Source organism: Geomicrobium sp. JCM 19038, assembly GCF_000698125.1.
GTDB lineage: Bacteria > Bacillota > Bacilli > Bacillales > Marinococcaceae > Geomicrobium_A.
The window spans coordinates 40006-62495 of the sequence record NZ_BAXA01000001.1 but is presented as its reverse complement, the minus strand read 5'-3'; the positions used below and the strand labels follow the sequence as shown (position 1 = coordinate 62495).

16 protein-coding genes, 1 other RNA gene, 5 pseudogenes and 1 other annotated feature are annotated in these 22490 nt (G+C 42.2%); of the genes and pseudogenes, 6 read left to right on the top strand and 16 right to left on the bottom strand.

All coding sequences use genetic code 11. From position 1 onward, the window contains the following. The first annotated feature begins 127 nt into the window (after positions 1-127). Both pruA and JCM19038_RS00305 read left to right on the top strand, forming a co-directional pair. On the top strand, positions 128-1675 hold the full coding sequence (gene pruA, locus JCM19038_RS00310; RefSeq protein WP_042413403.1) for an L-glutamate gamma-semialdehyde dehydrogenase: 1548 nt from the start codon (positions 128-130) through the stop codon (positions 1673-1675). Between the two features lie 61 nt (positions 1676-1736). After that, positions 1737-2647 (top strand): annotated as a pseudogene (locus tag JCM19038_RS00305) (proline dehydrogenase family protein). Between the two features lie 5 nt (positions 2648-2652). Here JCM19038_RS00305 and JCM19038_RS00300 read toward each other — a convergent pair. The 8 genes and pseudogenes from JCM19038_RS00300 to cymR all read right to left on the bottom strand — a co-directional run bounded on the left by JCM19038_RS00300 (position 2653) and on the right by cymR (position 10005). After that, positions 2653-3723 (bottom strand): AI-2E family transporter, encoded by a 1071-nt coding sequence (locus JCM19038_RS00300; protein ID WP_152549288.1) that lies wholly within the window; start codon positions 3721-3723, stop codon positions 2653-2655. 80 nt (positions 3724-3803) lie between these two features. Next, positions 3804-3968 carry a DUF3918 family protein gene (locus JCM19038_RS22130; protein ID WP_152549287.1) on the bottom strand — a complete coding sequence of 55 codons (165 nt, stop codon included), beginning with the start codon at positions 3966-3968 and terminating at the stop codon, positions 3804-3806. Between the two features lie 53 nt (positions 3969-4021). After that, complete coding sequence (locus JCM19038_RS00295) at positions 4022-4231, bottom strand: hypothetical protein (RefSeq protein ID WP_042413399.1); 210 nt, start codon at positions 4229-4231, stop codon at positions 4022-4024. Positions 4232-4315: 84 nt separating this feature from the next. Further along, entirely contained in the window at positions 4316-6589 is a 2274-nt protein-coding gene (locus tag JCM19038_RS00290) for an ATP-dependent RecD-like DNA helicase (protein WP_042413397.1), read from the bottom strand. 22 nt (positions 6590-6611) lie between these two features. Next, entirely contained in the window at positions 6612-7244 is a 633-nt protein-coding gene (locus JCM19038_RS00285; protein ID WP_042413396.1) for a tetratricopeptide repeat protein, read from the bottom strand. 31 nt (positions 7245-7275) lie between these two features. Then, positions 7276-8387: pseudogene (gene mnmA / locus JCM19038_RS00280) on the bottom strand (tRNA 2-thiouridine(34) synthase MnmA). Positions 8388-8392: 5 nt separating this feature from the next. Continuing rightward, positions 8393-9555: pseudogene (locus tag JCM19038_RS00275) on the bottom strand (cysteine desulfurase family protein). A 30-nt stretch (positions 9556-9585) separates the two neighbouring features. Further along, positions 9586-10005 carry a cysteine metabolism transcriptional regulator CymR gene (cymR, locus tag JCM19038_RS00270; protein WP_042359442.1) on the bottom strand — a complete coding sequence of 140 codons (420 nt, stop codon included), beginning with the start codon at positions 10003-10005 and terminating at the stop codon, positions 9586-9588. Positions 10006-10233: 228 nt separating this feature from the next. On the opposite strand from cymR, the pseudogene JCM19038_RS00265 reads away from it, so the two are divergent. From JCM19038_RS00265 to JCM19038_RS00255, 3 genes and pseudogenes are all read left to right on the top strand, one after another. Then, positions 10234-11480: pseudogene (locus JCM19038_RS00265) on the top strand (replication-associated recombination protein A). A gap of 94 nt (positions 11481-11574) precedes the next feature. Next, positions 11575-12189 carry an RsfA family transcriptional regulator gene (locus JCM19038_RS24120; RefSeq protein ID WP_042413395.1) on the top strand — a complete coding sequence of 205 codons (615 nt, stop codon included), beginning with the start codon at positions 11575-11577 and terminating at the stop codon, positions 12187-12189. A gap of 122 nt (positions 12190-12311) precedes the next feature. Next, a complete protein-coding gene (locus JCM19038_RS00255; RefSeq protein ID WP_042359440.1) occupies positions 12312-12620 on the top strand; it encodes a MerR family transcriptional regulator in 309 nt (102 codons plus the stop codon). A gap of 210 nt (positions 12621-12830) precedes the next feature. On the opposite strand, the gene ssrS is transcribed toward JCM19038_RS00255, so the two are convergent. Then, a non-coding RNA gene (gene ssrS, locus JCM19038_RS21455) (6S RNA) lies at positions 12831-13014 on the bottom strand. Between the two features lie 119 nt (positions 13015-13133). On the opposite strand from ssrS, the gene JCM19038_RS00250 reads away from it, so the two are divergent. After that, on the top strand, positions 13134-13421 hold the full coding sequence (locus JCM19038_RS00250; RefSeq protein WP_042413393.1) for a hypothetical protein: 288 nt from the start codon (positions 13134-13136) through the stop codon (positions 13419-13421). A 5-nt stretch (positions 13422-13426) separates the two neighbouring features. On the opposite strand, the gene aspS is transcribed toward JCM19038_RS00250, so the two are convergent. The 7 genes and pseudogenes from aspS to JCM19038_RS20170 form a co-directional block, all read right to left on the bottom strand. Next, positions 13427-15196 carry an aspartate--tRNA ligase gene (gene aspS / locus JCM19038_RS00245; RefSeq protein ID WP_042413391.1) on the bottom strand — a complete coding sequence of 590 codons (1770 nt, stop codon included), beginning with the start codon at positions 15194-15196 and terminating at the stop codon, positions 13427-13429. 29 nt (positions 15197-15225) lie between these two features. Next, positions 15226-16487, bottom strand: a pseudogene (gene hisS / locus JCM19038_RS00240) (histidine--tRNA ligase). Between the two features lie 54 nt (positions 16488-16541). Further along, positions 16542-16766 (bottom strand) — a binding site (T-box leader). A 56-nt stretch (positions 16767-16822) separates the two neighbouring features. Next, a complete protein-coding gene (gene dtd, locus JCM19038_RS00235; protein ID WP_042413388.1) occupies positions 16823-17266 on the bottom strand; it encodes a D-aminoacyl-tRNA deacylase in 444 nt (147 codons plus the stop codon). Positions 17267-17277: 11 nt separating this feature from the next. Next, positions 17278-19458: a bifunctional (p)ppGpp synthetase/guanosine-3',5'-bis(diphosphate) 3'-pyrophosphohydrolase gene (locus JCM19038_RS00230; RefSeq protein ID WP_042413385.1), complete on the bottom strand. Its 2181-nt coding sequence runs from the start codon at positions 19456-19458 to the stop codon at positions 17278-17280. A 137-nt stretch (positions 19459-19595) separates the two neighbouring features. Then, positions 19596-20111: an adenine phosphoribosyltransferase gene (locus tag JCM19038_RS00225; RefSeq protein WP_042359438.1), complete on the bottom strand. Its 516-nt coding sequence runs from the start codon at positions 20109-20111 to the stop codon at positions 19596-19598. Next, positions 20089-21837, bottom strand: a complete 1749-nt coding sequence (locus tag JCM19038_RS00220; protein ID WP_238554251.1) for a single-stranded-DNA-specific exonuclease C-terminal domain-containing protein — start codon at positions 21835-21837, stop codon at positions 20089-20091. Before JCM19038_RS00220 ends, JCM19038_RS00225 begins: the two co-directional genes overlap by 23 nt. Continuing rightward, positions 21837-22442, bottom strand: a complete 606-nt coding sequence (locus JCM19038_RS20170) for a DHH family phosphoesterase (protein WP_052360847.1) — start codon at positions 22440-22442, stop codon at positions 21837-21839. Before JCM19038_RS20170 ends, JCM19038_RS00220 begins: the two co-directional genes overlap by 1 nt. Positions 22443-22490: the final 48 nt, after the last annotated feature.

The window sequence follows — 22490 nt, the reverse complement described above, 5'->3', positions numbered from 1 at the left end:
CAACGCAAATATTTTTGCTTTTTTGTGTTCTTCACATTCGTAAAAGCCTTATTTTTCGCGAATTTAAAATTGGCATCGTTTTTGCAATTAACTAGCAGTGAGTCTATAAACTTTAAGGAGTGATCTTATGGTCGTCCCATACACACACGAACCATTTACAGATTTTACAGTTGAAGAAAACAAACAAGCGATTGAAGAAGCAATTCAGTATGTGAAAGGACAACTCGGCAAAGATTACCCTCTCATCATCGGTGGCGAACGTATTACAACCGAAGACAAAATTACATCGTACAACCCAGCAAATCATTCTGAAATTATTGGTACCGTTTCAAAAGCGAATCAAGACCTAGCTGAACAAGCAATGGAAAAAGCGCAAGAAGCGTTCAAAACATGGAGCCGCTGGACACCTGAAGCACGCGCAAACGTTCTCTTCCGTGCTGCTGCAATCTCTCGCCGTCGTAAGCATGAGTTTTCTGCTTGGATGGTGTATGAAATTGGGAAACCTTGGAAAGAAGCAGATGCAGATTCTGCTGAAGCGATTGATTTCTTAGAATTTTACGCACGCCAAATGCTCGAATACAAAGACGGAGCGGAAATTAACAGCCGTCCAATCGAGCACAATGCATTCACTTATTTACCACTTGGTGTTGGTGTAACTGTATCTCCTTGGAACTTACCATTTGCCATTATGGCGGGTACTACAGTTGGTCCGATGGTTGCAGGAAACACGATCCTTCTAAAGCCTGCAAGCTTAACACCGGTTATTACGTATAAATTTATGGAAGTACTTGAAGAAGCGGGTATGCCTAAAGGCGTCGTCAACTTTATCCCAGGAAGCGGCAGTGACATTGGTGACTACCTCGTTGAACATCCAAAAACACGCTTTATTAACTTCACAGGTTCAAAAGAAGTCGGTACGAGCATTTACGAGAAAGCTGCGAAGATTCAACCTGGGCAGAACTTCTTAAAGAAAACAGCTATTGAAATGGGTGGAAAAGACACGATCATCGTTGATCGCGAAGGGAACCTCGACATTGCAACAGACGCAATCGTGCAATCTGCTTTCGGTTTTAGCGGTCAAAAATGTTCAGCGTGTTCACGCGTCGTTGCGCACGCTGATGTTTACGAGGAACTCATTGAGCGTGTGAAGGCGAAAACGGAAGAATTAACAATTGATGCTCCGCAACACGCGAGCACGTATATGGGACCCGTATGTGAGGAGTCTGCATTTGATAAGATTCTTGAGTACATCGAAATCGGGAAATCAGAAGCAACTCTCGTTACAGGTGGTACAGGTGACAAATCAGAAGGTTACTTCGTAAAACCGACGATCTTCAAAGATGCTGACCCGAATGCACGCATCATGCAAGAGGAAATCTTCGGACCAGTCGTTGCCTTTACGAAAGCGAATGACATCGATGAGCTCATCGACATTGCGAACAACACTGATTACGGCTTAACAGGAGCCATTATCTCTGACAACCGTGATCATTTAGAGAAAGCTCGCCATGAATTCCACGTCGGTAACCTCTACTTCAATCGTGGGTGTACAGCTGCGATCGTCGGGTATCAACCGTTTGGTGGATTTAAAATGTCAGGAACAGACACAAAAGCTGGTGGACCTGGCTACATCCTACATTTCATGGAGCCGAAAACGGTTTGTGATCAATTCTAATTAGGATCTGTTGACCCCTCTTAAATGAAGGGTCAACTTCCTTTTCAAAAGGGGTATGGCAATGCATAAATTAAACCGAGATTTCTTTTTATATTTGTCGAAAAATAAACTCTTAAACAAAAATGCGAAGCGATGGGGCCTTAAATTAGGTGCTTCAAAAGTAGTCGCTGGTTTAACCATTGAAGATTCATTACAACCATTGCAGGAATTAAACGAAAGTGGTCGAATGATCACACTTGATCATTTAGGTGAGTTTGTTTATGAAGAAGAGGAAGCAATCGAAGCCTTCCAATCAAGTATGGAAGCGTTAGATTTTATCAAAGAAAACGACATTGATTGCTATCTTTCTGTAAAGTTAACAAAACTCGGTTTAGACGTAGACGAAGGTTTATGTATGAAACACATTCGTGCCTTACTTGAACGTGCCAAACAATACGACACGATGATCAATATTGATATGGAAGATTACGCTCATTACGATCAAACCCTTGATTTGCTTGATGAATTGCGTAAAGACTATGACAACATCGGTATCGTTTTACAAGCGTACATTCACTCTGGTGTGGAAGACACAAACCGCCTTAAAGGAATGAAAATTCGCTTCGTCAAAGGGGCTTACAAAGAAGACGCAAGTGTTGCCATTCAAGATAAGAAAAAAATCGATGAGCATATGTTAGATATGATTAAAACCCACATGCTTAATGAGAGTTATACAGCGATTGCCACACACGATCATGAACTAATTGAAAAAGTTAAAACATTTGCATTAGAAAATGGTATTCCCCGGGAAATGTTTGAATTCCAAATGTTATACGGTTTTCGCAATGATGTTCAACTTCAACTCGTTAAAGACGGCTACCGCTTCCGGACATACGTGCCTACGGTAAAGATTGGTACGGCTACTTTATGCGCCGGTTAGCAGAACGTCCACAAAATGTAGCTTTCGCCTTTCGAGGTATGCTCTCAAAATAAAAGGATCAGACCCTTTGTTCTGATCCTTTTGTATGTCTAAACACTTTAATAATTTCTGATGCGATTACAAATAACGGTACAGCAACAAGCAATCCGATCACCCCAGCGAATTCATAACCTAATAACAAAGCAAACAGAATAATGAGTGGATGTAAGTGTGCACTCTTGCCAACAATCATTGGTGACAAGACATTCCCTTCAACCTGTTGGATGATCAAGATTGCGACTAACGCAAACAGTGCCGTTTGCCATGATACGGTAAGTGCAATGATGAGTACTGGAATTGCACCGAGAATCGGACCAAAATAAGGGATTAAATCCATTACCCCTAATATAATCCCAAGTACTATCGGATAAGGGACACCTGCAATCCAAAGTCCGATAACAGAAAGAACCCCCACACAAATCGAAACGAGCAATTGCCCACGAATATAACTTCCAAACGCATGATCGGCCGCTTTTGCCACTTTCTCGCCCGTTTCTCGAAACCTTTTCGGAGTTATAAATACAACTGCTTTCTCTAAGGCCCGCAAGTCTTTTAGAAAATAAAACGTGACGAATGGCAATAAAAATAAAAACGCGATCCCTTCTAAAATGAGCGGCAATCGATCAACTACGCCATTCATCATTTCACTGCCTTCATTTTCTAAACGCACGACACCACTTTCAATTTGATTATGAATACTCGGTGGTAATGTATCTATTTGACGGTGAATAGTCAGCAGTTGATCATTAAAACTACGAACCCAAGTAGGTAGCGTTTGCAACAACTCTTTCGTCTCTTCAAGTATTTTCGGTGCCATTTCGACAATAAGCCAAGCACCGCCTCCGAAAAAAATTGTATAAATGATAAACACTGACAAAAAGCGTGGAGAACCTTGTCGTTCCAAATAATCAATGACTGGATGCAATAAATACGCAAACAATCCAGCGATCATAAAAGGAATAAGTATTTTAAACAGACTAACGAGCACGGGTTTCCACACAGGTGTAAGTAAATACAAAACGTACAAACTTACTAACACGGTTAGCACGAGTGCGACTCGGTACATCCATTTTCGTTCCGACTTAATCACCCCCTTTTCCTTAGGATGGGCAACTAACGAATCCTTATCCAAAACGAAAAAAAGCCAAACCACTTCGGTTTGGCAAATGTTTAAAAGGCATTCTTGTAAGCCTTTTTCAACATTTTTACGTGCTTGTTCTTTTTCACCTTGTTCATCCAACGTTTATGAGAACGATCATGCGTGTTCATCATATAAATGGCCGCTCCTACTGTACCGATTCCTGCTACGAGCAGGGATGACGATGTTTTGTTCATGAACCATCCAGCTCCATCCTATGATTTACAATTGGACAGCTGCCAAACGTATATTACATACTTTGCTCGTGTTCAATACAGCTTTCACGCTCAGCTTCTGAGAACACATCGTCTAATGATACGAGTGAACCGTCTTCTTCAACTTGATATACGGACAATGTTGAACCTTTCACGACGAGCTCAATGCAACATTTCCAGCAATAGTATTGATTTGCACCGATCTTTCCGATATCTTTCCACATGCAATTTGGACAATGCATGATGTAACCTCCTTGTGAACCTTCTTAATCACAAGAATGGTCAAAGAGAGCCGATGCTATACGTGGCGACTGTCACTGAGTGTAGTTTTAACGATTAGAATCGGTTTTATGATTGGTAATCGGTTCCTTAAGATGCGCAATTCTTTCGGATAAATAAGAATAACGGGAATGATGATCATTATGATCAATCGCAAAGGAATAAGCGCGCTCTTCACCGACCATAATTAAGTAATCACGAGCACGTGTAATCGCAGTATACAACAAATTACGCTTTAACATCCGACGATAATTCATCACAAGAGGTACGATCACAATCGGGAACTCACTGCCTTGTGCTTTATGAATGGATGAGCAATACGCAAGCATTACTTGCTTTAAATCTTGACGTTCATACTCCACTTCAAGTTGATCAAAACGTATAATTACTTTTTCTTTTTTATCATCAGTGTCTTTTGCACGCCGAATCGCAACAATTTCTCCACGGTCACCGTTGTAGACATTTTCTTCAGGGTTATTAACGAGTTGCAACACCATATCACCTTGACGTAACGTTAAATCGCCATAAGTAATTGAGGATTGCCCTGGTTTCTTCGGATTAAACAGGTCTTGCAATTTTTCATTGAGCGCAGTGATCCCTGCTTCTCCCCGATACATCGGAACGAGTACTTGTACATCACGAGGGGCATACCCGCGGTCAACTGCTTTTTGGCAAACTTTCTCAATAAGTGGCACGATGTTCGCAGAGCTCCCTGGAAAGAATGCACGGTCATGAAGTGGTTGTTTAAAATCATCCGGCAACTGCCCTTCTTTAATGCTATGTGCAAGGTCTGTAATTGAAGAACCTTCTGCTTGTCGATAGACGAGTGACAGTCTAACAGCAGGAATCTTACCTGAAGAAAGTAAATCACTGAGCACTTGACCTGGTCCGACAGAAGGAAGTTGATCCTCATCGCCTACGATGATGACTTGCATCTTTGCAGGGATCGCTTTAAACAATTGATTGGCTAACCAAATGTCAATCATCGATGCTTCGTCGATGATGAGTAGCTCTCCTTTTAACGGAGAATCTTCATCCCGCTCGGTAAACTCTGAATCATCGCCACGCCAACCGATTAACCTGTGAATCGTTACGGCGTTTCTCCCTGTAGTTTCACTCATTCGCTTCGCTGCGCGACCAGTAGGAGCTGCAAGTAAAATAGGTGACTTCTTCGAATCATCTTCTGACCAGCCACGAATACGCTGGAACATTTCCACGATCGCCCGTATGACTGTCGTTTTACCCGTTCCAGGTCCCCCAGTTAAAATCATCATCGGTGAGGATAATGCTAAACGTACCGCTTCTTTTTGTTGCTCGGCATACGAGATATTGTAACGTTCTTCCATTTTGCCAAGCTCTTGTAGAAAAAGATCTTCAGAAAAGCTTTCAATTTCACGATTAACCGTCAATCGCTCTAAGTTTGTCGATAATCCCTTTTCTGCAAAGTAAAGAGACGGAACGTAACCGCGATCTTCATCAACGGCGACTTTTCCATCTTCAGCGAGGTCCACAATTGCTTGGAGTAATTGCTCTTCTTCTGCAAATGGTGAACGATGATTTAATATTTGTTTCGCTTCTTCAACCCATTCTGATTCAGGTAAGTAGACATGTCCTGAGTTCATACTCGTTGCCACAATAGAATGCATGAGTCCCGCCTTTAGACGTTTCTGATCAAGTGGCTCAATGCCAAGCTGTGTGCCTAATTCATCTGCTTTAAAAAAACCAATCCCATCAATATCTTGAACGAGTCGATACGGATCAGTCTCCACAATACGCAACGTATCATTGCCATAATGGCTAATGATTTTTGTCGATAACTCCATTCCAAATCCATAGTTCATGAGCTTATTCATAAACTGTGCAGATTCTTGTTCTTGTTGGAGGGTTTCAATAATCACTTTCCGTTGTTCTGCTTTTATACTCGGCACCGATTGCAAACACGTCGGGTCATTTAACATTTGATCAAGTGCCGCCTCACCTAAATGGGCAACAATCATCGCCGCCGTCTTGCGTCCTACTTTTGGGAAACGTTCACTTGATAAGTATTGAATGAGCGCCTGTCCTTCTCTTGGAATGTGCTTTTCATACGTTTCACTTTTAAACTGCTGTCCGTATTTTGGATGTTCTGTATACTGCCCTCGAAACGTCAGCAATTCACCTTCTGGTGAAGACGGGAAGTGACCGAGAACGGTAATTGCGTGCGTTTCTGCTTTCGGCTCTGACTGTTCGACATCAACAATCATTACTGTATAACCGTTTTCATCATTACGAAAGATAAGTTGACTTACCGTTCCTGTAACATACGGCATTTCTTCTACAGTCATCCCGTCACCCCCCTCTCTCTATCTACTCTGTCGATCCCATTACTTGCTTCAACCCGTGTGACGCAAGCATATGATCTTTTTGGATACGTAGTGCAGATTGAAAACTTTCTTTCGCTTGATCATGTTGTTCCAAGTACATTTGCGCAACACCTAAGTTATAAAAGGCATCTGCATGTTCGGAGTTTAACGAAACCGCTCGTTCAAAATGCCTAATCGCATCAGCAATCATGTCTAACTTTGCGTAAGTGAGCCCACAATAAAAATGCGCTTCAGCATCTTCACGATCTAACTCAACCGCACGCATCATGCTTGCGAGTGCAAACGCATGTTGGTCTTCTTGATAGTAGCTTAGCCCAATCATAAAGTGAACACTTTGGTCGTCATTAAGTCCTGAACTAATCGCTTGTTTATAAAACACAATTGCTTCTTGAAACTTATCAACGTGATAACAAACGTTCCCGGCACCGTAATACGCTGAAGCGTGCTGTTCATCCAATTGGATCGCACGTTGATAACATTTTAAAGCATCTTCATATTCATTGGCAGCAAGAAGAAGCGTGCCGAGATTTGTATAAATCGCAGCACGATCACCTTCTTCATTTTCTAGTGCAAGATGAAATTGTTCGAGTGCTAATTCATCTTCACCTTGGCTCATATATCTGTCGCTTTTTGGAACGCACTTTTACTCATGCAATACCATCTTTCTTTTCGCGAATGGCTGACTCAATCGTTCCCCCACCAAGGCACACATCGCCATCATAAAAAACGACAGCCTGTCCTGGTGTAATGGCACGTTGTTCTTCAATAAACTCCACATAGAAGGAGTCCGCACTTTTCACGTGCAACAACACGTCTTGATCTTTTTGGCGATAGCGGAACTTGGCTGTTAATCGAACTGGCTCACTTGGAAGATCACTACTGATCCAATTCAAACCACTCCCGTATAAACCGTGACTGAGTAAACGCTCGTGATTAGACCCTTGTCCAACGACGAGCACGTTGTTCTCAAGATCTTTGTCCACAACGAACCACGGATCTCCCGCGCCACCAATTCCAAGCCCTTGACGTTGACCGAGCGTATAGTACATTAACCTTCGTGCTGTCCTTTTACTTCTCCATCAGGCGTTCTCATTTCACCGGGTTGTGCAGGCAAATACGTTTGTAAAAACGATTTGAAATCTCGTTCTCCAATGAAGCAAATACCCGTACTATCTTTTTTCGTCGCTGTTGCGAGCTCGCGGTCGAGCGCCATTTGGCGCACATCCTTTTTCTCATACTTTCCAAGTGGGAATAGCACGTGCGTTAATTGATCTTGGCTTAATTGACTCAAAAAGTACGTTTGGTCTTTATTATCATCTTTCCCTCTTAACATTTGTACCGTACCGTCTTCTAATCGGTTGATTTGCGCATAATGACCCGTCGCTACATAATCAGCTCCTAAAAGCATGGCATGATCGAGAAACGCTTTAAACTTTATTTCTTTGTTACACATAACGTCCGGATTTGGCGTACGCCCTTTACGGTGTTCTTCTAAAAAGTATTCAAAAACACGGTCCCAATACTCTTTTTCAAAGTTCACACTGTAATAAGGGATGTCGAGTTGATCGGCAACTCTAGCAACGTCTTCATAATCAACTGTTGCCGTACAGACACCCATTTCATCTTCATCGTCCCAGTTTTTCATAAATACACCGACGACGTCGTACCCTTCTTCTTTTAGAAGTGCTGCTGTAAGTGAAGAGTCTACTCCACCACTCATTCCGACGACGACGCGAGTATTGTGTTTTTCTTTGGTCATCGTATTCACCTCGTTTGCAATCTTGAACGGATTAACGCTGTTACCTTAGCAAGCGTATCCGCCGTATCTATTACTTGTTGTTCTGTATTCGTTGATCCGATACTAAATCGAATGGATGTTTTTATACGTTCATCATCGTCCCCAAACATCGCTTGTAAAACATGTGACGGCTGGAAGCTCCCCGCCGTACATGCTGAGCCACTACTTACTGCCACGCCAGCTAAATCTAATTGTGCGAGCAAAGGCTCAGTTGGGACGCCTTGGAAACTAATGTTAACGATATGAGGAAGCGTAACGTCAGCTGCAAAGTCATTTCTTTCATAATTCACGCCGTTTGCATCAAGTCGCTCTAAAAGCATCTTCTTAAGCGTTAAATAACGTTCGTAGCGCTCTGTTCTTTCTGCTTCTCTTAGTAAAACGGCTGACTCTAATCCAATAATTGCTGCAGCATTTTCAGTCCCTGGTCGAAGCTTTTTCTCTTGCTCACCGCCATACGAAAGGGGCGATACGTTTGTCTGATTTTTGACATACAAAAACCCCGCCCCTTTTGGGCCGTTAAGTTTGTGAGCTGAAGCTGATAATAAATCAATCCGTAATTGCTCGACATTAAGTCCAAGTACTGCGTACGATTGAACCGCATCAGTATGAAATACAGCTTGATGAGTTTGTAACATTTCACCAATCTCAGCAACCGGGTTCACTATGCCCGTCTCATTATTGCCGTGCATGATCGTTACGAGAATCGTGTCGTCTTGAAGTGCGCTTCTACTTCTTTGGTTGTAACGGCACCGTCAACACCCACAGGCAAATACGTCACTTCAAATCCTTCCCGTTCTAATTGCTCCAAAACGTGAAGAACGGCATGGTGTTCAGCATTCGTAGAAATAATATGTCGACCGTTCGCACGATTAGCAACCGCGGTTCCTCGAATTGCTAAATTGTCTGCCTCAGTGCCGCCGCTCGTAAAAATAATTTCGTCATGTTTTGCTCCAATGCTTTTGGCAACCGTTCTTCTTGCTTTATCAATTTCAACACGTACTTTACGTCCATAACGATGAATGCTTGATGCATTTCCAATCTTTGTGCCGTCAAAGTACGGTTTCATCGCTTCAAAAACTTCTTCACGAACGGGTGTTGTTGCCGCATGATCGAGGTAAATGTCATGCATGTTTGTCACCTTCAACTTTCTATCGTTAACTTAAATGTAGAACATATAATCTTCTTGCGTATCTGCCTCTTCATAATTCGCAAGATCTAAAAGCGTTGTTGAATCAAGCACTTCTTTAATCGCATCACGAATTTTAATCCATAAATCTCGTTTTGCCGGTTCTTCATCTTCCATCACTTCTACTGGAGTAATTGGACCTTCTAGAACTCGGATAATGTCACCTGCGGTAATATCACCCGGTTCTTTTGCCAGCATATAACCACCATAAGCGCCTCGTACGCTTTTTACAAAAATGGCATTTCTTAGTGGAGCGATTAATTGCTCCAAATAATGCTCTGATAAGTTATTATCTTTTGCGATTGACTTTAATGAAATCGGACCTTCACCATGTCTTTTCGCTAATGCAATCATAATTGTTAATCCGTAACGCCCTTTAGTTGAAATCTTCATAATGGACACCTCTCTAATGTTAGAAACCAAACGTTTATATCTATAGTAGTTACGCGCTCGTTCATCATTGTGCTTTACGTGACATTATAGCATGTTCGCTACTCATTGAACACAAGGCTGTACTTCTTGTCTGTTTTTGGATGTTTGTGCTAAGCTTTGAACAACTAGAACGTGTATTCGCTAGTAGATGGAGTGATTCAATTGAACCATGCCCCACTTGCATACAACATGCGACCAAGGACAATTAATGAAGTTGTCGGCCAGAAGCATTTATTAGAAGAAGGCGGACTCATCACGCGAATGGTAACTGCTGGTGTTTTACACCCGATGATTTTCCACGGTCCACCTGGTACGGGGAAGACGTCAACTGCCATCGCCATCGCTGGGACGATGAACCTCAAGTATAAGTTACTAAACGCGGTAGAGCATACGAAAAAGGATTTGCAAATTGCCGCTGAAGAAGCGAAGTTATACGGGCAACTCGTCTTAATACTTGATGAGTTCCATCGTTTGGATAAGGCGAAACAAGACTTTTTACTGCCCCATTTGGAAAGCGGAACATTAATTGTCATCGGAGCCACAACCGCGAATCCCTATCACTCTGTTAATCCAGCGATTCGTAGTCGTTGTCACATCTTTGAATTGCATTCTCTTGAAGTTGAAGACATCACATCGATGTTAAAGCTCGCATTGACGGAACGCGAACGAGGTTTAGGTGATGTGAACACAGAAGTAGACCCCGACGCCTTAGAACATATCGCTACTTCTTGTAATGGAGACTTACGGGCTTCTTTAAATGCATTAGAGCTCGCCGTATTGTCAACACCTAAAGATGACAACGGCATTGTGAAGATTGACGTTCGTATTGCCGAAGTATGTACACAAAAAAAGAACTTTAACCATGATAAAGATGGTGATGGTCATTATGACGTGCTTTCTGCTTTTCAGAAGTCAATTCGAGGAAGTGATGCAGATGCAGCGCTTCATTATTTAGCTCGTTTAATTGAAGCAGGCGATCTCGTTAGCATTAATCGTCGATTACTCGTTATCGCATATGAAGATATTGGACTTGCAAACCCGCAAGCTGGCGCAAGGACGTTATCTGCAATTGAAGCGTCCGAACGGCTCGGTTTTCCAGAAGCGCGAATCCCGCTTGCCAATGCTGTCATTGAACTGTGCTTATCACCGAAATCCAATTCAGCATATAAAGCAGTAGACAAAGCGCTTGCAGACATTCGGCAGTACGGCTCACCAAAGATTCCTGATCATTTGCGCGATGCTCATTATAGTGGCGCACAAGCATGAACCGAGGCGTCGGTTATTTGTATCCCCATGACTATGAACATGCAATGGTCACGCAACAATATTTACCAGATTTAATTAAAGATCACCGCTACTTGAAATTATCCGGGAAAAGCAAGTACGAACAAGCCTTTCACGATGCACAACAAAACATTAAATCTCGCACAAAATAAAAATAAACGCCCTCTTTCTATGAATGGAAGTATAGAGATTCCGAAGTTTGTCCATAGTAAAACTAGAATCTTTAAGTGGAAGAAGGGACGTTTCATGACAAAAGTTCGACAAGATGCGTGGTCACACGAAGATGATGTTTTGCTTGCAGATACCGTCCTCAATCACATTAAACGAGGAAGCACACAACTTAAAGCATTTGAAGAAGTTGGTGATCAACTGAACCGAACAGCTGCAGCTTGTGGATTCCGTTGGAATGCGGTCGTTCGTGATCAATACGATAACAAAATTGCAGATGCAAAACGCGAACGTAAAAACCACCAAAGAAAAGACGCGGCCAATGCAGTCGCTCATACATTTGGTAATCATAATCTTAGAGAAGCGACATCGACCACTCAGACAGACGTGGCCAAAGAGCAAAGCGAATCCATGAGTATTGACGATGTGATTTCGTTTTTACAGCAATACAAACATCAATCGCATGATGATTCTAACGTACTCGAGCAAAACAAAGCACTAACAGAAGAAAACCAACACTTACGGGAACGTTTACAAAAGATTGAACAAGACCACGATTCATTAATGCAAGTCATTAATCGTGCACGAAATATGATGTTTTTGGATGAATCTACATTAACCGATTCATTTATGAGTTCAAGCTTTCGTATGGATGAGAATGGGAATTTACAACAAGTTTCAAAAGCCGATTAGCGACTATTCCTATAGTCGCTTTTTTAGATTTTTCGATAGAAAATCTAACAATGCCCCCCTTGAAGTATGTGAATTTTGCTATCATTAGGGAAACATACATAACATCAAGGGACGGGGATGTCATGAACTATAAGAAAAAGAAAGTCATCACCATCGGTGTCGTTTGTGAATTAACAGGCCTTAGCGAACGACAAGTTCGCTACTACGAAGAACGACAACTCGTTTTTCCAGAGCGTAGCAAAGGCGGCACAAGGAAATACTCGTTCTTAGACATTGAACGACTCATGGAAATTGCGGAGAAAATGGCAGACGGTATGCAAACATTTGAAATTAAGCGTATGGACAAGCAGCGAAATGCCACTCTTCGTGAGAAGATGTTGAAAGGTCAAATTAACGCACAATTCGGACAGAGAGCAGCGAAACGTCCGTAATTGAATGGCAAAACAGACGACCTTCACATTACTTTCAATTCATAAGAACCCTCGCACTTCTATTCATAAAGAAATCGAGGGTTCTCTACTGCCATGAACAATCGACTTAGTCACTTCGGTTAGACATTTCAGGAGTATAGTATTGCTCTAAACAACGTAAAAAGGACCCACATATTGGGGTCCTTGATCAATCGTTAACTTGTTCGACTATGTAGTCCCGTTGTGCCGTATAAAATCACCAAGTTTTGAAGCCTGCAATCGCAGGTGGGTGCCTTGTTCAATACTCCGTAAGTCCCCAGCTACCGAGGCATTTACTTCCTATTGAAACGTCAAGCTCCCTAGTAAAAAATGTTGGCTCAAAACGTATAGTGCGCTACGAACACTACAGGACTTTAACTTGTAAAAAGTATAGCACGAACGTGTTTCTTCTGCAACAAAAGAGTAAAGAATATAACGACCTAAAGGTTTCACTCTTTCTACTCACTGGGTATACTGTAACGAGGAGGGAAAATTATGAGTGAACCAATTAACAGACTACCTATTACCCATATCATTCAGAAGATCGGGGCAATTGAAAAGCACACCGAGCATTACGATACAGATATGGTGCTTTATGATGATCGCATTACCATTGATCATGAATCCTTTGTTATTGAGAAGGTTTTTGACGTTTCTTATCGCTATCAAGAAGGCGAGATTGGCTTTTTTTATTTACATACGTCACAAGGTGTACGAACGTTTTACATAAAAACCGATCCATCCGACTTTATTACAAGTTTTCGCACCGTCGAACGTAAATAGTTTATTTAACGCGGACGTAAATGCAACTCTTTCCATTGACTAGGACTAACCTGACTTGGTGCTTCAGTGAGTAAGCAACTTGCACTCGCTGTTTTCGGGAATGCGATCACTTCACGTAAGTTATCAACGCCTGCAAGTAGCATGACGAGACGGTCAAGTCCTAGTGCAATTCCTCCGTGAGGAGGCGCCCCGTGGCTAAGCGCGTCAATTAAGAAACCGAATTGATCTGTCGCTTCTTTCTCCGTAAAACCGAGCGTTTTAAACATCTGCATTTGCAATTCCGGTTCATGAATACGCTGTGAACCTCCGCCAAGCTCGTAGCCATTTAATACGAGGTCATACGCATGAGCGATGATGTTTTCTGGCTCTGATGCAAGCTTTTCAACATCTTCTGCAACTGGACGAGTGAACGGATGGTGTAAAGCGACATGACGATCTTCATCTTTGTCGTATTCAACGAGCGGGAAGTCTGTCACCCACAAGAAGTTATACGCATCTGTATCAATTAAACCTAGCTCTTTCCCGAACTTCATACGAAGCGCACCGAGAACGTCGTACACGACTTTTGATTCATCAGCTGCGAACATGAGTAAGTCTCCACTTTCAGCATTCATCGCACGTTTCATCTCTTCTTGGATCTCTTCCGATAGGAACTTAGCGATTGGTCCTTTAAGCGCCAATGATTCGTCTACCTTTAACCACGCTAAGCCTTTAGCACCGTAAATTGCAGCAAAGTCTGCTAAGTCATCAATTTCTTTACGACTCATTGCGTCGCCCTGACCTTTTGCATTTAGTCCTTTTACTTTGCCACCTTTTTCAAGAGCACCCGTAAATACTTTGAAACCACTGTCTTTCACAATGTCTGAAAGCTCTACGAGCTCCATTGCAAAGCGTGTATCTGGCTTGTCAGATCCGAAACGGTTCATCGCCTCATTGTAAGTCATACGCGGGAACGGTGTCACAATGTCTTTATTGTGTACAGCCTTCATAATGCGCGCCATCATTGCTTCTGACATTTTAAACAAGTCTTCGCTATCCATAAACGATGCCTCAATATCGACTTGTGTAAATTCTGGTTGACGATCCGCTCGTAAATCTTCATCACGGAAGCAACGAACGATCTGATAATAACGCTCAAAACCAGCAACCATCAGTAGTTGTTTAAACAACTGTGGGGATTGTGGCAATGCGTAAAATTCATGTTCATGAACACGACTTGGAACGAGGTAATCTCTTGCTCCTTCTGGCGTGCTCTTTGTAAGCATCGGTGTTTCAGCTTCCATAAAGTCTTGATGATCTAAGAAGTTACGAATTTCTTTTGTCACTTGATGGCGTAAACGGAACACGCGTTGCATGTTCGGGCGACGAAGATCAAGGTAGCGTTTCTTTAAACGAATGTCTTCAGATATTTGTACGTCTTCATCGATCGTAAACGGTAGTGGTTTTGATACGTTTAAGATCTTCACTTCATCAACGTGTACTTCGACTCTTCCAGTTGGAATTTTGTCGTTGATCGTTTCTTCATCTCGTAAAACGACTTTCCCTTTTACATCAAGTACGTATTCGTTACGAATTGAATCTGCAATAGCCAACGCCGATTCGTTAATCTCCGGGCTAAATACGACTTGTACGACACCACTGCGGTCGCGTAAATCAATAAAAATGACTTGTCCGAGGTCACGACGTGTACGTGCCCACCCTTTTAACTGTACGTGTTCGCCAACAATTGCTTCAGTAATTTCTTCGCTGTAATGCGTTCTTCCTACTCCTACCACTTCAACACACTCCTCATCTGTTCTCTATATTAAGACGTTAAGTGAGTAACAAGGTGCTCAAAAGAAACTTGCTCTTGTTCTCCTGATTCCATGTTCTTCACATTGACGATGCCACTTTCGAGTTCTTGCTCACCAATGACGATTACCCGGCTTGCGTTCACTCGGTCTGCGCTTTTAAATTGGGCTTTCATTTTCTTGCTGCATAATCTTTATCGCAACTAATACCCGCTTGACGTAAATCATGTAGCAATGTTGTCGCTTTGTCATTCTCTTTCTCTCCAACAGCTACAACAAACACGTCTAAACTTGAGCCAACTTCAGGAAGTTTGTTTCTCGCTTCAAGCGCCATTAACACGCGCTCAATGCTTAACCCAAAGCCTATTCCTGACGTTTTTGGACCACCAAACTCTTCAATAAGTCCTTCATAACGTCCGCCACCAGTCAGTGTCGTAATTGCACCAAACTCCGGCTCATCAAGCATAATCTCAAATGCTGTATTCGTATAATAGTCAAGACCGCGCACTAGATTCGGATCAACAACATACGAAATTCCGATGTCTTCAAGCAATTGCTTCACTTTGTCGAAATATTGAACCGACGTTTCATTCAAATACTCTTGAATGGAAGGTGCAGATTGTACGAGTTCGTGGTTACGATCAACTTTACAATCTAGAATCCTAAGTGGGTTCGTCTCAAGTCGCCCTTGGCAGTCGCTACAAAATTCATCAATACGATCAGAGAAATGCGCAACTAACGCTTCGCGGTGATTTTTACGTACTTCTTTGTCACCTAAACTATTGAGTACAAGTTTTAAGTTGTCTAAGCCACACGCTTTGTAAAAATCCATCGCAAGTGCAATCGTTTCTACATCGATCGCAGGATCGTCACTTCCAATTGCTTCAACACCGAACTGGTGGAACTGACGCATACGTCCTGATTCTGGTCGTTCATAACGAAACATCGGTCCAATGTAGTACATCTTTACTGGCTGCGTCACATTGCCGTGCATCTTATTTTCTACGAATGAACGAGCAACGGATGCTGTTCCTTCAGGGCGTAACGATAAGTGTCTCCCACCACGATCTTGGAACGTGTACATTTCTTTTTGAACGATATCTGTGCTATCTCCAACACTACGTTGGAAAATTTCCGTTGTCTCAAAAATTGGTGTACGAATTTCTTGGTAATTATATTTCCGGCTCACTTCTCTTGCAACAGACTCCACCCATTGCCACTGCTCTGATACGCCTGGCAACAAGTCTTGCGTGCCACGAGGAATATTAAATGCCATGAAACGTCACTCCTTCTAAATTAATGCATAAAAAAGCCCCTCTGAAAAACAATTCAGAGGGACGAGTATACCGCGGTGCCACCCAACTTGAAGTCTAATTAAAGACATCCACTTAGCACAGTTAACGCCTGTGTTACGTCTCGCTCTACTAAAAAATTCGTTCGAACGAGCCCCTACGAAGTGTCTTTCCTAAATGGATGAACAGAAGGCTTCCAGCCATGGCCTCTTCTTCTCTGTGTTCATGAATCATCTAGTACTTTTCTTCATCAACGGTCTGCATGTATGTTTTCTATCATAAATATCTATCTCCACATTGTCAACTATCTTCACAAACTTTATTGCGGAGACTCAAGCATTAGCGTCACTGGACCATCGTTCGTTAACGAGACGTCCATCATCGCACCGAACACACCCGTTTCAACGTTAACGCCTCGGCTTTTAATCGCTTCGTTAAATTGCTCGTAAAGATCATTTGCTAAGTCAGGCCTTGCTGCATTCGTAAAACTAGGCCTTCTGCCTTTTTTCGCATCGCCATACAACGTGAACTGGGAGACAGATAAAACACTTCCACCTACATCAATTAACGAATGGTTCATCTTCCCTTCATCATCTTCAAACAAACGTAAGTGAACGATCTTCTCGGCTAACCATTCGATATCTTTCACCGTATCTTCGTGTGTAACGCCAACGAGTAATACGTACCCATAATCGATTTGCCCTACCGTTTCTTCTGCAACGACGACTTGAGCCTTTTTGCTACGTTGTAGTAATACTCTCATGGTCGACTCCTTTATTGCATGACTCTTCGAACAGAGTATACATCTGGCAATTTTTTAATCTTATCTACGACTTTATATAAATGATCGATGTTGTTAATTGCAATCGTCATATCAATGGTCGCCATTTTGTTTTTGTCTGAGCGTCCATTAACAGCATGAATGTTCGTTCTAGACTCTGCAACGACATTTAACACTTCATTCAACAAACCGCGACGGTCGTACCCTGTTACTTCGATGTCAACGTTGTAATTCTTTACTTTCTGGTCGTCTTCATCCCATTCAACAGAAACAACACGACTACGATCGTCACCTAAACCTGTGATATTCGGACAATCTGTACGATGAATTGACACACCTCGTCCTTTCGTAATAAACCCAATAATGTCATCCCCTGGTACAGGATTACAACATCGAGATAAACGAATGAGCAAATTATCAACGCCTCTTACTTTTACACCCGTACCTGAGCGTCTCGTTCTTGTTGGCGTCTGTGGTGATATTTCTTTTACAGCATCGGACACTGTTTTCTTCTCTTGTTGCTCATTTTCTTGACGTTTTTTGTCAGTGAGACGTGTCACGACTTGTTTTGCGCTAATGCCATTGTATCCAACGGCCGCAAACATATCTTCTTCGCCAGAAAAACTAAATTTATCTGCTGTCGATTTGATGTTCTCATCAATGAGAATTTCTTTCGGGTTGAACTCTTGTGATTTCAATTCACGCTCAATTGCCTCCCGGCCTTTTTGAACGTTCTCATCTCGGCGTTCTTTCTTAAAGAACTGCTTAATTTTGTTTTTGGCATGGGAACTTTGGGTGATCTTCTGCCAATCTTGGGAAGGTCCATATGAATGCTTTGATGTCAAAATATCAACAATATCGCCTGTTTTTAGTTGATGATCAAGCGGAACCATCTTGCTGTTCACTTTTGCACCGATCGTTCGGTTTCCGATTTCGGTGTGAATGCGATAAGCAAAATCAATCGGCACTGAACCTCGAGGTAATTCAATGACATCCCCTTTTGGTGTGAATACGAACACCATATCTGAGAAGAGGTCGATCTTAAGGGACTCCATAAACTCTTCTGCATCTGTTGTATCGTTTTGCCATTCGAGAATTTCTCTAAACCAACCGAGCTTGTCCAATGATTGCACACCGGTCGGTGTACCTTCTTTATAAGCCCAATGTGCCGCTACCCCGTACTCTGCAATCTTGTGCATGTCTTCGGAGCGAATTTGCACTTCAAGTGGCTCGCCTTTTGGACCGATCACTGTCGTATGGAGTGATTGATACATATTCGCTTTTGGCATTGCAATGTAGTCTTTAAAACGACCAGGCATTGGCTTCCATTGTGTATGAATAATTCCTAGCACTGCATAGCAATCTTTAATGTTCTTAACGATAATTCGAACCGCTAACAAATCGTAAATCTCGTTGAATTGTTTTTTCTGAATCGTCATTTTTCGGTAAATGCTATAAATATGTTTCGGACGACCTGATATGTCTGCTTCCACATTTAACTCTTTCACATTAGAACGAATGTCTGTCATGACTTCATCAATATATTGTTCTCGTTGCGCACGCTTTTGCTTCATTAAATTAACGATGCGGTAATATTGTTGGGGATCTAAATAGCGAAGTGCTATATCTTCTAATTCCCATTTAATCGTGGAAATTCCGAGTCGATGTGCGAGCGGTGCAAAAATCTCAAGCGTCTCGTTAGAGATTCTGCGCTGCTTCTCTGCAGGTAGATGCTTAAGCGTTCGCATGTTGTGCAGACGATCTGCCAATTTAATGAGAATAACACGAATGTCTCTTGCCATCGCCACAACCATCTTACGGTGGTTCTCTGCTTGTTGCTCAGCTTTGGATTTGTACTTGATCTTCTTTAACTTTGTTACACCGTCAACGAGCATTTTCACTTCTTCACCGAAATGCTCTTCTAGCTGCTCTAGACTCGTCTCCGTATCTTCAACAACATCATGTAAAAAAGCACCAGCAATCGTTGCAGGCTCTAGCTTCAATTCAATTAAAATTCCAGCCACTTGTACAGGGTGATGAATGTACGGTTCGCCGGACTTCCGATATTGACCTTCGTGTTCTTTCTCTGCGTATAAATAAGCACGATGAATAAAATCTACGTGCTCTTGTGACATGTATTCTGCTGCCCGCTCTAATAACTGCTCGATCGTCATGGAATCACCTTTCATCAATCTCTCTACATCTCTATTTAATCTATTATCAATAAAAAATGATTGCCTGTAAAGTCCTTCGGCTTGCTCTTTTAGTTCCTTACAGAAAAAGAGTGCCTGTAATTAGGCACCCTACACGTTTATGAGTAACGAATTAACGAAAAGACGTCGTAATCTTTAATCTTAGCTCGGCTATCAATATACTGAAGCTCGATTAAAAACGCACATCCAACAACAACGCCACCAAGCTTCTCAACGAGCTTGATCGTCGCTTCAATCGTACCACCCGTTGCAAGTAAATCGTCAGTAATAATCACACGATCGCCTTCTTTGATGCTGTCAGCGTGAATCGCAAGTGTGTCCTTACCATATTCAAGACCATAATCTTCTGTCACGACTTCACGTGGAAGCTTACCTGTTTTCCGAACAGGCACAAAACTCTTTTCTAAAGAGTATGCAATTGGACATCCGACAACAAAACCACGTGCTTCAGGACCAACTACGATATCAACATCTTTGGACTTTACGTATTCTGTCATCTCATCAATTGCCTTTTTGTAGGCAGGACCATTTTGCAAAAGTGGCGTAATATCCTTAAACTGAATGCCTTCCTTTGGGTAATTATCAATAATTTTAATGTGTGCTTTGTAATCCACTGCGTATTTCCTCGCTTTCAATTGGCTGCTCAACTAAAAAAGGATGAAAAAATGTTTTTAGTTGCTCAGTTGTTGACATTAACAACGTTGTTTCAACTTCAACTTTTTTACGATGACGCTCGTAAATTGGAGCATCGGTTAAGGCTTTTTTAGAAGGTGTGTCATTGAGCTCGACGCGTCCTTCACGCTTCGTAATAAACTGCAACTCTTCAAAAACGACAAACATAAAGCGGACCGTATCGACAGACCATCCTTTATGACGAACAATTTGTTCGATCGTGCGATGAATATCAAGTGTACCTTCTTGTTTAATATACGCAAACAACCACTTAAATTGTTCACGCGTCGGAAGCGATGTAAAGTAAGCTTTCGTTTCGTCTTGTAACAACACGTATAGTGTATCCATCTGCTTTCCAAAATGACGGAAGACATTCTCGAGCGAAGCTAGGTCCTTTGGTAAATCAATGAGCACAAAAGTGGTCATCGATTCAGAAAGCCTTTCACTCTCACCATCAATGATTTGATGTTCTGCAATCCCTAAATTAGTAAGTGTTTTTTTCATTGCATCTTGGAATACGATATAGCTCGTCTCATGATCAAAACGCTCAATCGTTTGAATCGATTTCCCTCTCATATCAAACACTTGTGTTTCACGAACCTCAGCATCACGAATAATCAGTTGGGGTTTTACGTTCCCTCGCCACTCATTATTTTCTAACTCACCAATGACTGAGATGAGGCTATCGTCGCTAACAGCATCATTCATGTAACTTTTTCGAAACCCGATACAATCAAGCGTTACTCCATCACTTTCAAGAAGCATCTTTACGTGAGTTTGATCGCTGCCTATCGCTTTCTTTTGCGCGATCGCTGCGTTTCTAATAAGAACACTCGGCTTTGGATTTTTCACACCGAATGGAGCTAGTTGCTCAATTTCTTTAATCAAGCTCGTCGTCACGTCACTCATCTTTAATTCTAATTCTACAGGAGATGTTTTTATGAAATCTTCATCTGTCATCGTTTGTTTTACAGCTTCGTTTAAATGCGCTCGTAACAAATCAATGTTCGTATGATCAATCGTTAAACCCGCTGCCATCGGATGCCCACCAAAATGGGTGAACAACTCCCTGACCGTTGACAATGACTCATACAAATCAAAGCCTTCAATACTTCTAGCAGACCCTTTGCCGACACCTTCTGAATCAAGTGCGATCACGATGCTCGGTCGTTGGTATTTCTCGACCAAACGCGAAGCAACAATTCCGGTTACCCCAGAATTCCAATTCTCGTTTGCGACGACAATGGCATCTTGCTCGGTCAGCCTCTCAGACATCGCAACCGCTTCTTTCGTGATCTCTTCAACGGTACGTTGTCGTTCGACGTTTAATTGTTCAATACGTTCTGCGAGATGATAGGCTTCTTCTTGATCCGTCGTAAGCAAAATCTGGCAAGCAGGATCTGCACTACTCATTCTTCCGGCAGCATTTAAACGCGGACCAAAGCCGAAACCAACTTTCTCTGCTGTAAATGGTGGATCGCTAAGTCCACTCAACTCACAAAGTGCCTGCAAACCTGGGCGATCGAGTCTTGATAATACCCTTAGTCCTCGTTTGGCAAAATAACGGTTTTCATCGATGAGTGGGACTAAGTCACTAATCGTACCTAATGATACGAGATCAAGACCGTCTTTAGGAACTTCACCTAAAAGTGCATGAGCCACTTTCATCACAACACCAACACCTGCAAGGTCACTAAACGGTATAAACAATCTTTTTGCTTAGGATTAATGACCGCAAATGCATTAGGTATTTCTGGACCTACCTCGTGATGATCAGTAATGATTACATCTAATCCTAATTCGTTCGCATATGCGACTGTATCAACAGCAGCAATTCCCGTATCTACGGTAATCAGTAGTGTTGCACCTTCATCGTACAACTTATTAAAGGCATTCCGGTTCGGACCGTATCCTTCAGTAAACCGATTCGGAATGTACCAATCATATTTCGAACCTAGCTTAGAAAGGGTCTCACACATTAGCGCTGTGCTTGAAACACCGTCAACATCATAATCGCCAAAAACGACAATTTTTTCTTGATCAATAATCGCTTGATGAATACGATCAACGGCTTCTTTCATCCCTTTCATAAGAAAAGGATCGTGCATACGATCCTCATTCATATGTAAAAAAGCTTCCGCTTTTTCTTTTGTATCACATCCACGATTGATCAGGAGGTGGGCGGTTAAGCGCGATACCTCTAGTTGTGTAGCTAACACTTGGGCAGATTCCGATTCAGTATTCAGTTCCCACTTTGTTGTTGGTTGTAACATCGGTAGCGACCTCCTCACCTGACCGTAACTATTATACAGAAGAGACAG

Bases quoted from the DNA above. Each gene is read 5' to 3' on its own strand.
- JCM19038_RS00250 (WP_042413393.1), top strand. From the start codon at position 13,134: ATGAGTGAACCAATTAACAGACTACCTATTACCCATATCATTCAGAAG.
- JCM19038_RS00220 (WP_238554251.1), bottom strand. From the start codon at position 21,837: ATGAAAGTGGCTCATGCACTTTTAGGTGAAGTTCCTAAAGACGGTCTT.
- JCM19038_RS00290 (WP_042413397.1), bottom strand. From the start codon at position 6,589: ATGACTGTAGAAGAAATGCCGTATGTTACAGGAACGGTAAGTCAACTT.
- dtd (WP_042413388.1), bottom strand. From the start codon at position 17,266: ATGAGAGTATTACTACAACGTAGCAAAAAGGCTCAAGTCGTCGTTGCA.
- pruA (WP_042413403.1), top strand. From the start codon at position 128: ATGGTCGTCCCATACACACACGAACCATTTACAGATTTTACAGTTGAA.
- JCM19038_RS20170 (WP_052360847.1), bottom strand. From the start codon at position 22,442: ATGTTACAACCAACAACAAAGTGGGAACTGAATACTGAATCGGAATCT.
- JCM19038_RS00255 (WP_042359440.1), top strand. From the start codon at position 12,312: ATGAACTATAAGAAAAAGAAAGTCATCACCATCGGTGTCGTTTGTGAA.
- JCM19038_RS00230 (WP_042413385.1), bottom strand. From the start codon at position 19,458: ATGACGATCGAGCAGTTATTAGAGCGGGCAGCAGAATACATGTCACAA.
- JCM19038_RS22130 (WP_152549287.1), bottom strand. From the start codon at position 3,968: ATGAACAAAACATCGTCATCCCTGCTCGTAGCAGGAATCGGTACAGTA.
- JCM19038_RS00285 (WP_042413396.1), bottom strand. From the start codon at position 7,244: ATGAGCCAAGGTGAAGATGAATTAGCACTCGAACAATTTCATCTTGCA.
- JCM19038_RS24120 (WP_042413395.1), top strand. From the start codon at position 11,575: ATGACAAAAGTTCGACAAGATGCGTGGTCACACGAAGATGATGTTTTG.
- cymR (WP_042359442.1), bottom strand. From the start codon at position 10,005: ATGAAGATTTCAACTAAAGGGCGTTACGGATTAACAATTATGATTGCA.